The sequence below is a fragment of the Daejeonella sp. genome, from assembly GCF_044232565.1.
Classification (GTDB): Bacteria; Bacteroidota; Bacteroidia; order Sphingobacteriales; family Sphingobacteriaceae; genus Daejeonella.
In genome coordinates this window covers 1-10,365 of the sequence record NZ_JBIILQ010000082.1, presented here as the reverse complement: position 1 = coordinate 10,365, position 10,365 = coordinate 1, and the positions used below count along the sequence as shown (strand labels likewise).

The following is a 10,365-nucleotide window of genomic DNA, read 5'->3' as shown; positions in this document are numbered from 1 at the left end:
ACTGATAACCGACAACTGAGGACGGAGGTCTGAAGTCTGAAAACAGATAAAAAATATCCACCCAGCCTGATAACGGACAACTGAGGACGCAGGTCTAAAGAACAGATAAAAAATATCCACCCAGCCTGACAACTGATAACCGACAACTGAGGACGGAGGTCTGAAGTCTGAAAACAGATAAAAAATATCCACCCAGCCTGACAACTGATAACCGACAACTGAGGACGGAAGTCTGAAGAACAGATAAAAAATATCCACCCAGCCTGACAACTGACAACTGATAACTGAGGTCTGAAGTCTGAAGTCTGAAGTCTGAAAACAGATAAAAAATATCCACCCAGCCTGACAACGGACAACCGACAACGGACAACGCAGGTCTAAAGAACAGATAAAAAATATCCACCCAGCCTGACAACTGATAACCGACAACCCCTAACCAACTAACCACCTAACTACTAACCACCTAACTACTAACCACTAATCACTCCCTAACCCCCGGTTTCCCAATACTCCTATATCCTCCTTCACCTTTTAAAATGGCGCTCAGAATAGTTTTATTAGTAAATACCTTGATCGCTTCATTAAGCTCCCGATCATTTGGTAAACTATAATCAGTCCTACCCTTTTGATAATAATAACGTGAAACAATTTCGCTTTCAAGTACTTTCTTGATCTCTTCTTTAAATAAGTAAAGATCATTCTTTTTAGAAGCAGCTATTTTAGCGTTTAAAGCCTCTAGTTCCGGCTTGAAGGTTTCAAACTTATTTTCTTCCTTTGCTTCTGCACGTAAATCATTCAACAGTTTTTCGCTTGCAGATTGGTAGCTATACGTTCTTTTTGAAAGAAATTTAACAAAATCTTCGTAATCACTATCGCTTAGCTTGAAGGTTTTAGCGCTAGCAAGTTTGGCTTTTTCTTGGTGATACTGCGTAGCATAGTCGAAAATATGAAAACCAGAAATTAAGGTCCGAGTTAACAAACTATTTTTCTCTGGACTAACAAATACGTCAGGAAAAATACCACTACCATCATAAACTGAGCGCCCACTTTTAGTTTTGTACTCCGTAATTAGGGAATCAGCAAGTTTGGCTACCTGCCCTTCTGTATCTCTTTGGTTATAATCTAAGGCTTGAATACACCTGCCCGAGGGAGTATAATACTTAGCCACGGTAACCTTTACGAGGCTATTATAAGGCAAGTTAAATGTTTGCTGCACCAAACCCTTTCCGAAGCTACGCTGACCAATTACAACGGCTCTATCGAGGTCCTGAAGAGATCCAGCAATAATTTCGGAAGCTGAAGCCGACTGACCATTAACAAGTATAATTAGGGGCAAATCTGGCTCGATCGCTTGAGCTGAAGTTTTATAAGTAATGGGTTTTTCGCGATTTCTACCTTTTTGTATGACAACCGTAATACCCTTCTCGACAAATAGATTTACAATTTTTACAGATTCTTGTAAAATGCCGCCACCATTATCGCGAAGATCTAAAACCAAAGCATTAAGTCCCGTTTTTTTGAGATCCACCAGTGCATCTTCAACATCTTGGGCTGCATTTTCAAGAAACCGATCTAATTTAATATAGCCCACAGAATTAGATAACATTCCGTGATAACTCACGTTACCGAGTTTAATTTCTTCTCTAAGCAATTGTATTTCAATAGGTTTTGGAATCCCCGGCCTTTGAATGAGCAAATCAACCTTGGTGTCTTTCTGCCCCTTAAGCAAATACCCCACCTCTTGATTGTTCTTCCCCTTAAGCGAAAAATCCCCTATTTTTAGCAATTCATCCCCAGCTCTTAATCCGCCTTTTTCTGCCGGAAAACCTTCATAAGGCTCTGCAACAATTACTTTTCCACCTCTAATTGAAATGGTAGCACCTATGCCACCATATTGATTACTGACATATTTAAGTTTATACTCTTCAATCTCCGACTCAGGAATATACTGGGTATAAGGGTCGAGCTCGTCAAGCATCGCAACAATACCGGTTTCCATAATTTTAGAAGAATTTACCTCGTCTACATAATTTATACTCAACTGCTTATAAACTGCTGCAAAAATGTCTAGATTCTTAGACACCTGAAAAAGGTCATCAACGTAAGAAAAGGAGAAAAAGGAAATTAAAAAGCTGCTTATGATTAAGCCCTTGAATAATTTTTGAAGGCCAGATTTTGTGTCGGACTGTTTGTTCATACGTTTAAATTAGAAATTTAAATTACAAAAAACCGTCCTATTATTTTTTAGAAAATAAGACCAAGGCTCAAAAGCCCATACTATAAACGGTTGGTATCGAGAAATTGAAGTCCCTTTTCTAGTGTAAATACAACATATTCACGCTTACGCTTCAAACGAGCCATTAAACGAGTAATTAACTCCTCTTCCTGACCTTGCTGATAAGAAAGATCTTCATCGCTAAGATTATTGTATTTACGCTTAAGTTTTAATTTCAAACGATCCCATTCCGTATTACTGATGTTCATCTCTGCCATGGCTCAAATTTGTACAAAATTAAATTTTATCGCGACAAATTTCAAGCTATTTCAAATAATTGACGAATAAAACGTTTTTGGAATAAGTATTGTATCTATTTTTGAAATTTAATTTAAAGATTGTATGAAAAAGATAATACTGCTTTCATGCCTTTTGGCATTCGGCGGACTAAGCGCCATGGCTCAATCATCCAAATTCGCTTTTGGAATTAAGGGCGGAGTAAACTACTCCAATTTGAAAACAAAGGATAATTTAACGAATGAAAATAGTATTCTAGGCTACCAAGCAGGAATATTTGCACGCATTGGTGGACTTATGTATTTACAACCAGAGCTCTACCTTGCCACTAAGGGTAATGAATATACTGGCATTCAAACAAATGGTGGTATAACAGATATTAAAGGGAACATTAAGTTCACTACACTTGATTTACCACTGTTGTTAGGAACAAAAATAGGAAGCAATAAATTGAATCTACGCTTTATGGGCGGACCAATTCTATCATTTATCATTCAGGAGGATAATAGTCTGGGCTCAGTTTACAACCAGGTAAGCGATTTCGGGAATTATAAAAATCAAACGCTAGGCTTTCAAGCAGGTGCTGGCATCGACCTAGGAAACATAAGCTTTGATGCCCGTTATGAGGCAGGATTGAGTAATATCAGCCGAAGTGAGAAATATAATCAACAACAGCAATTATTTCACTTGAGCTTAGGCTTTAAATTGTTTTAAAACAAAAAGAGTGCCCAGCGATATCACTGGGCACTCTTTTAATCTTTAAACTCGTATTCTACCTATTCAAGGTATTATCAAGAGCCGGCTTATTTGCAGTAACTGCAGTTGGCGACATATCTCCACGAGCACCAATCGTATAGATTCTTCCTTTAGAGAAAGAAACAGCAGCTCTAGTAATTAAATTAGTAGCCGATCCTGTAGCACGCACCGATAAATTATAAACACCGTTTGGCAATGCAATAAATGCACCGCCAGCTTTGTATGCAATAGCAGCACCTACAGCCTCTTCAGCTGCAGTAGTGTTCGCATTTTTAGCATAAAGGGTCATGGCACTAGAATTATGAATTGCATTCACAAATCTAACATAAGCCCTACCAGTATCTAAAGTTGCTGGGAAGTTATCCTCCACAACAAATCCATCAACTGTTTTTGAAGTGATATTATAAATTCCACTTTGGTAAAAGGAATAATCCTTCTGCGCAGCAATGGTGCTAGTAATACTAGAAATAGCTAAATCTTTATCCACAAGAGCAGCAATTTTTCCTGAGAAAACATAATTTCCAGGTTTGATTGATGAATAAAGTCCGCCAGCGCCAACGCCACCGTAAATAACCCCAGTAACCGACTCCGTGCCACTTGTTGAGCTGATTGCAGTCATTTTGGTTTCATTCGCATAAAAATTAACTCCGGGAGTTCCCAAACCGAAGTTAAAAAACTTAATGCGCGATTGAGGAGCATCGCCAGTGATATCCTGAACGGCATTTTTTTCACATGAATATAGTGCTGTTATAAGCAACAGTCCTAAAATATAATTTAATCTTTTCATATCTGATAATTAAGGTTGAGTGATCCATAAAGGTGTAGTATGGAAATCTAATGCTAGTCCGCCAATTTTTTCAAGAGATGCTCTATTCCAAACATATTCAGAATTATATCTCATACGAATTCTTTGAACGATCTTTCCATTATTATCTACATAAAGATTTGTTGGAGGAGTAAAGCCCATAAACACCTGCTTTCCACTTGCTGGATCTAAATTTGTATAGTTGTAACGACGAAGGTCCATCCAAGTTTCATTATGACCCCAACCCCATTGTGCAATGTACTTTTGTGACATAATGTGCGATAAGGTTAAACCTGCAGCGCTTGCCGGTACAACAGCAGCAGAAGCAAGAAATGCTGTCTTTTCTACTGCAGTAATCTGCATTGGTTGCTGCCCATTATCCAAATTCCTAGCATTCACAAAATCAATATGTGAAGAAATACCAATCTTGTACGCTGCCAAAGCAGTTGTCTTATCTCCAGATCTGTAAGCTGCTTCTGCTTTTATAAACTGAAGCTGAGCGTATGTCATTAAAGGCATTTTTGCTTTATCATCAAAAAGATAGGAACCAGGCTTTTGCAATCCATCAGTGCCCGCATAACCATGAAAATTATTTGGTCTTTGGGTTGCTGTTAATGCTCCAAAGTTAATGGTATTTATGTCTAGTCCACGGAATATACCATCAGGAGACGACGCTAACATCCTACTCTTACGCGGATCATCGGCACCTACAAACTGAGTTCCATTCATTAAATTAAGAATGAAATTGGTTTGTCTGTAATTGGTTATATTATCTCTTGAGCGACCCCAAAAATTGATATCATTGTTCTGCGTATTTGGATAAGTTAATAGAGCATCGTCTGCATTGCTGCCAAACGACTTATCAACTGCCGCAATCACATCAGCAGGCTTATAAGTAGCCTTATTTGAATAATGATTCAAATTTAAAGCAAGCATACCATAAGCTAATTTCAACCATTTTGTACGGTCGCCATTATACATCTTATCAGTTTTAGCTAGATAGGCAACATTTACCGCACCATCAGTCCGCTGAAGATTTACAATCGCTGCGTTTAAAAGTTTTTGAACTTCTAAGTACGCGTATTCTTGATCATCATAATTGAATGTAAACTTTGTTTGATCAAAGGCTTCTTTAACGATGATTTCTCCGTGCATGTCGGTTAGAACTTGAAATCCCCAGGCTTTCAAAATTTGAGCAACCCCTAATAAATCCCAACGCTCTTCAGCTTGAGCTTTATTAGTCATGTCAACAAGATTTTGACCGAAAGTCCAATAAACCTCTCTAAACTGCTGTGCAGCATTATCACTTGAAGGATCATAACCCATTCTATCCCAGGTACTTATAGCAGTTGATGGGAGATACCAATTTTGAGTATATCGTCCAATAAAACGACCATCATATTGAGGAGACGTAACCATCCAATGCAACATAGGTGCAAGGTATAGGTTAGCTGAAACCTCCTGTGGAGCATTTGGATTGGTATTTACATCCAGATACTTTTCACAACCAGTTGTTGAAATAACAACAGCTAGTATTAATAAATATATTTTTTTCATTTTTATTCCTCCTTAATTATAAACCAATTCTGACACCAAAATTGATACCTCTTGGTATCGGAAAATTACCATAGTCAATTCCCGCAGCTCCAGAACCTCCAACAGCAGCAGTATTACCATTAACAATTGGATCAAGTCCAGAATAGTTGGTCACTAAAAACAAATCGGTTCCTGTTACAAAAACACTTGCTTTTTTTACAAAATTCTGTCTCTTAAGTAATTTCTCTGGCAAAACATAGTTTAGAGTTACATCTCTTAATCTCAACCAATTGATGTCCTTCTCGATAAATAGTTCTTCACTAATTCCGGTATAATAATTAGTTTGAACACTCGGTACAAGAACAATGTTATTTGCAGTTGGAGTAGCAGTGTTTTCTTTTCCATCTCTAAGTACACCTTGTACTACGCGTGGCTCATCTCTATCAAGCGTACGGGGACTTAATCCTCTAGCTGTTAAGAATTGTTCAGTCGCGTTTAATACATCTCCACCTTTTCTAATATCGATAAGGAAATTAAGGGAAACATTTTTGTATTTAAAGGTATTGGTAATACCAATTGAAAAATCTGGCTGACGATCATATCCTGCATCAATAAATAAATTAGAACGCAAAGGAAGCCCTGTTGTTGGATCTATCAATAACTGTCCTTGATTGTTTTTTAAATAGAAAAAGCCAGTTAAAGAACGAGTAGATAAACCTGGCGCCGTTCCATTTCTAACGTTACCAAATAACCATGTATCCGAAACATAAGATTCAGGTAATGCATTTGGCAAGGCTAAAACCTTACCTCTCGCACTTTCAAAATTGGCTAAGATATCCCAAGAAAAATTACTTTTCAAAATTGGAGTACCTCTTAAAGTTAATTCGATACCTTCATTTCTTGTTTCAGCACCGTTCAAATTGAATAAGATGAAACCAGTTGCATAACTTCCTCTAATATCATTTACAATTTGATCTCTTGTTTGCTTACGATAAACTGTTGCATCTAAACCAAGTCTATTATCCAAGAAGCTTAATTCAGTACCCACTTCATAAGAAACTGCAAATTCAGGCTTTAAACCTAAGTTCGGACCAGTAAAACCATATCCATATCCACCGTTTGAAGTATTTTTATACTCCAATGATGGTCTGTACGCATAAGGTCTTGCATCCTTACCCACTTCAGCATAAGCCGCTCTAAGTTTACCTGTCATGAATTTACCTAGTGAAGGTATCGCGTCAGAGAATACAAAACTTGTTGAAACTGAAGGGTAGAAAAATGAATTACTTTCTTTCGGAATAGTTGATGTCCAGTCATTTCTACCTGTTACAGTAACGAACATATAATCCTTAAACGCTAAAGTAGCACTACCAAAAGCACTTACAAGACGTCTTTGAACGGTTGTACTCAGATTATTTCTAATAACAGTATTATTTACCGATACAAAATTAGGATCCAAGAAATCTCTTCCCTGCATGGCATCCGTATTGGATTTTAAATCTTGAATCGCACTACCTAATAAACCATTTATTGAGAAATTTTTAGAAATCTTTTGCTTTTTAACACTAAGCACAGTTTGATTGGTAATATTACGAGTAACATCATTCGCAATATCTATCGTTCCATTGTTACTAACACCATAAGCACTCTCTGGATGACGTAAAATCATGTTTTGATTGGTATAGCTATCTACACCAATATTGGTACGAATATTACCCCATTTGAACGGAGTAAATATCAAACCAAGATTTGAAATAACCCTATTGTTTTTTGAAGTGATAATATTTTTAGATACGTTGAAATATGGATTATCCACTTCTGAAGAAGCACCTAAATTAGTTAACCTACGACGAGTACCTGCAGGAGTTAAATAATCTTTAGCATCATCTGTTTGAGGCCAAACTAATAATCCTATTAATGGACCACCAAGACCTTTAAACGACTGATCATTCTTAGCATAAGTATAACTCATCGAAAGATCCGCTTTAAACCATTTATTTATTTGCGCTTGTGAAGCTCCAGTTAAGTTAATTCTGTCATATAAAGAGTTTGGAACAACACCCTCTTGATTGGTAAATGAAGAAGCTATTCTATAGTTACTACTATTATCAGCAGCTGCTCCACTTAAAGCTATATTGTGTTTTTGAGTAAATGCAGTTTGGAAAAACCCATCCACATTATCATAAAACTTAGTGCCTTCTGGGTATTTATCACCATAATAAAGGAACGTGGAAGAGCCAACAGTACTTGGACCGTAAACCTGCTGAATTTCAGGCTTAGCTCTGGTATTTTCAATTCTTAAACTATTTGAATATTCAATACCACCTTGTCCAACTTTACCTCTTTTCGTAGTAATTACAATTGCACCGTTGGCAGCGTCGATTCCGTATAAAGCTGCTGCTTCCGGGCCCTTTAACACCACAATGCTTTCTATGTCTTCCGGGTTTAAATCCGCCGAACGATTAGTGAAATCTACACCACGATTACTGAAAGCACCACCTCCAGAACCTGGCGCATCAGCAGCTAAAACTCCAGTATTTAACGTTTTATTATCCATTGGCAAACCATCAATAATCATTAATGGCTGGTTACTTCCACTGATTGAACTCACACCACGAATGGTAATGGAAGAAGAAGCTCCTGGTACACCTGATGAACTATTTACTTCAACCCCAGCAATACGGCCTTGAAGGGCGTTGATGAAGTTCTCTCTTTGTGTTTGTGCAATGTCCGATCCCTTTACAGTTTGCTGTGCCGTTCCTAATGAACGCTGTGTAGTAGTTTGCCCTAAAGCAGTAATTACAACCTCATTTAATGAGGTAGCATCCGAACGCAACTGAACATTAATTACATTGTTTGTGCCCACAGCTCTTTCTACTGTTTTTGTTCCAATAAATTTGAACTGGAGAACTTGACTGGCATTAGCCAAAATAGAATAAGTACCATCAACTCTACTTGATGTACCTCCTGTTGTTGATCCTTTAATTGAGATCGATGCTCCTGGCAAGGGTAATCCTTCATCGTCTGTAACCTTACCGGTTACAGTCTTTTGCTGCGCAAAAGCCTGTAAAGACACAAAGAAAACACCTAAAACCAGCATGAGTAATTGTTTTTTCATACAAATTGTTTTTGGGTTAATTATTAAATAGACTATTAAACCTTTTTGAGTTTAATTAGACTTGGAGAATTAAAGATTGCACAATTTAGGTGAATAAGCAAGAAAAAAGATGAAATTGGAATTATTTTAACTCATAATCAATAGTGTATAATGTACACTATTGGATGCCCTAAAAAGTTAAAATTAATAGAATAGAACCCTCAAACGCCTAATCCATGCAGTAACTTTCTGCTAATATTGATTTTTATTTCTAATTCACCAATTGTTTAAGATCTGAAGCATTATCGCCATATAATCAGTGATTTACTCAAAATATTCAAAAAAATAAATCTATTTATGATAGAAAAACCCACCATCATAAAAGGAATTTATCCTTTACCATAGAAACCCATAAACATCACGCTCATTTCTTGAAATTCAATAAAAAAGCAACATGAGATAGTGATACAAAAAGCCTATTCATTCTTTAAATAGTACAGGCCCAAATATTAAAAAAAGCTTTAAAATTCAGTATTTTAGGACTAAAATTATTTAAAATTTGATTAATATTGCTTCATAAAAGATAATTGATGCGCAATTCTTCGAATTGTATGTTTTAATTATAATCACTAACACCTTAAAATTTAAATTCTAAGATGGCCCGTTTAAATCTTCTCGAAGAAACCCGTTTTGAAAAACTCCCAGTTACCATTTATGAAAATGTTGACATCGCCTCCAAAAAAGTGGCTCGTCGCATTACAGATCTCATCCTAAGCAAACAAGAAAAGGGTGAAAATGCAATCCTCGGACTTGCAACAGGAGTTACACCAATTGGGGTTTATCGCGAACTCGTAAGAATTCATAAAGAAGAGGGCCTTAGCTTCAAAAATGTAATTACATTCAACTTGGATGAATATTTTCCAATGAAACCTACATCGCCACAAAGCTATGTAACCTTCATGAAAGACAATTTATTCAACCATATTGATATCAATATGGATAATGTTCATATTCCCGATGGAACATTGCCAATCGATGAAATTCATGAGTTCTGCCTTAATTATGAACGAAAAATTACGGATTTAGGCGGACTAGATTTACAAATATTAGGTATAGGTCGTACTGGTCATATTGGTTTTAACGAACCGGGATCGGCACCCAACTCCGGTACTCGACTAGTAACTCTTGACGATCTTACCCGCAGAGATGCTTCACGTGATTTCGGGGGTAAAGAGAATGTTCCTACCAAAGCAATAACCATGGGTATTGGTACTATTTTCAAAGCCCGCGAAATTATTTTGATGGCATGGAATAAGAAAAAAGCATTCATCATTAAAAAAGCTGTTGAGGGTGAAATTTCATCTGAAGTTCCTGCAACATACCTGCAACTATCTGATAGTGTAGAATTTATAATCGACCAAGATGCCGCATCAGAGCTTACAAGATTTAACACCCCTTGGCTTGTAAAAGATTGTACTTGGGATTTACCAATGATCAAAAAAGCTGTAATTTGGTTAGCCAACACCTTGGGAAAACCTATTCTGAAGCTTACCGAAGAAGATTATAACAGCCACGGTATGGCGCAGCTCGCTACGGAGCAGGGTCCGGTTTACAACATTAATATTCACATTTTCAATAAATTACAACATACCATCACCG

At 37.0% G+C, this 10,365-nt stretch carries 7 protein-coding genes; 2 read left to right on the top strand and 5 right to left on the bottom strand.

All coding sequences use genetic code 11. The annotated features are described in order from the left end of the window. Positions 1–481 precede the first annotated feature (481 nt). Positions 482–2,197, bottom strand: coding sequence for a S41 family peptidase (locus ACILQF_RS06340; RefSeq protein WP_395626573.1), 1,716 nt, complete (start codon positions 2,195–2,197; stop codon positions 482–484). Between the two features lie 80 nt (positions 2,198–2,277). Beyond that, a complete protein-coding gene (locus ACILQF_RS06335) occupies positions 2,278–2,493 on the bottom strand; it encodes a hypothetical protein (protein WP_395626572.1) in 216 nt (71 codons plus the stop codon). Positions 2,494–2,617: 124 nt separating this feature from the next. On the opposite strand from ACILQF_RS06335, the gene ACILQF_RS06330 reads away from it, so the two are divergent. Further along, positions 2,618–3,226, top strand: coding sequence for a porin family protein (locus ACILQF_RS06330; RefSeq protein ID WP_395626571.1), 609 nt, complete (start codon positions 2,618–2,620; stop codon positions 3,224–3,226). 58 nt (positions 3,227–3,284) lie between these two features. On the opposite strand, the gene ACILQF_RS06325 is transcribed toward ACILQF_RS06330, so the two are convergent. From ACILQF_RS06325 to ACILQF_RS06315, 3 genes are read right to left on the bottom strand one after another with little or no spacing between them, the layout of a single operon-like run. Next, positions 3,285–4,055, bottom strand: coding sequence for a DUF4397 domain-containing protein (locus tag ACILQF_RS06325; RefSeq protein ID WP_395626570.1), 771 nt, complete (start codon positions 4,053–4,055; stop codon positions 3,285–3,287). Positions 4,056–4,064: 9 nt separating this feature from the next. Beyond that, positions 4,065–5,630 carry a RagB/SusD family nutrient uptake outer membrane protein gene (locus ACILQF_RS06320; protein ID WP_395626569.1) on the bottom strand — a complete coding sequence of 522 codons (1,566 nt, stop codon included), beginning with the start codon at positions 5,628–5,630 and terminating at the stop codon, positions 4,065–4,067. 16 nt (positions 5,631–5,646) lie between these two features. After that, positions 5,647–8,727 carry a SusC/RagA family TonB-linked outer membrane protein gene (locus ACILQF_RS06315; protein ID WP_395626568.1) on the bottom strand — a complete coding sequence of 1,027 codons (3,081 nt, stop codon included), beginning with the start codon at positions 8,725–8,727 and terminating at the stop codon, positions 5,647–5,649. Positions 8,728–9,362: 635 nt separating this feature from the next. On the opposite strand from ACILQF_RS06315, the gene nagB reads away from it, so the two are divergent. Further along, positions 9,363–10,365: glucosamine-6-phosphate deaminase (gene nagB, locus ACILQF_RS06310; protein WP_395626567.1), on the top strand; the 1,003-nt coding region annotated here is incomplete at its 3' end.

Excerpts from the sequence above, each read along its gene's own strand:
- ACILQF_RS06320 (WP_395626569.1), bottom strand. The coding sequence starts at position 5,630 with ATGAAAAAAATATATTTATTAATACTAGCTGTTGTTATTTCAACAACT.
- ACILQF_RS06335 (WP_395626572.1), bottom strand. The coding sequence starts at position 2,493 with ATGGCAGAGATGAACATCAGTAATACGGAATGGGATCGTTTGAAATTA.
- ACILQF_RS06340 (WP_395626573.1), bottom strand. The coding sequence starts at position 2,197 with ATGAACAAACAGTCCGACACAAAATCTGGCCTTCAAAAATTATTCAAG.
- ACILQF_RS06330 (WP_395626571.1), top strand. The coding sequence starts at position 2,618 with ATGAAAAAGATAATACTGCTTTCATGCCTTTTGGCATTCGGCGGACTA.
- ACILQF_RS06315 (WP_395626568.1), bottom strand. The coding sequence starts at position 8,727 with ATGAAAAAACAATTACTCATGCTGGTTTTAGGTGTTTTCTTTGTGTCT.
- ACILQF_RS06325 (WP_395626570.1), bottom strand. The coding sequence starts at position 4,055 with ATGAAAAGATTAAATTATATTTTAGGACTGTTGCTTATAACAGCACTA.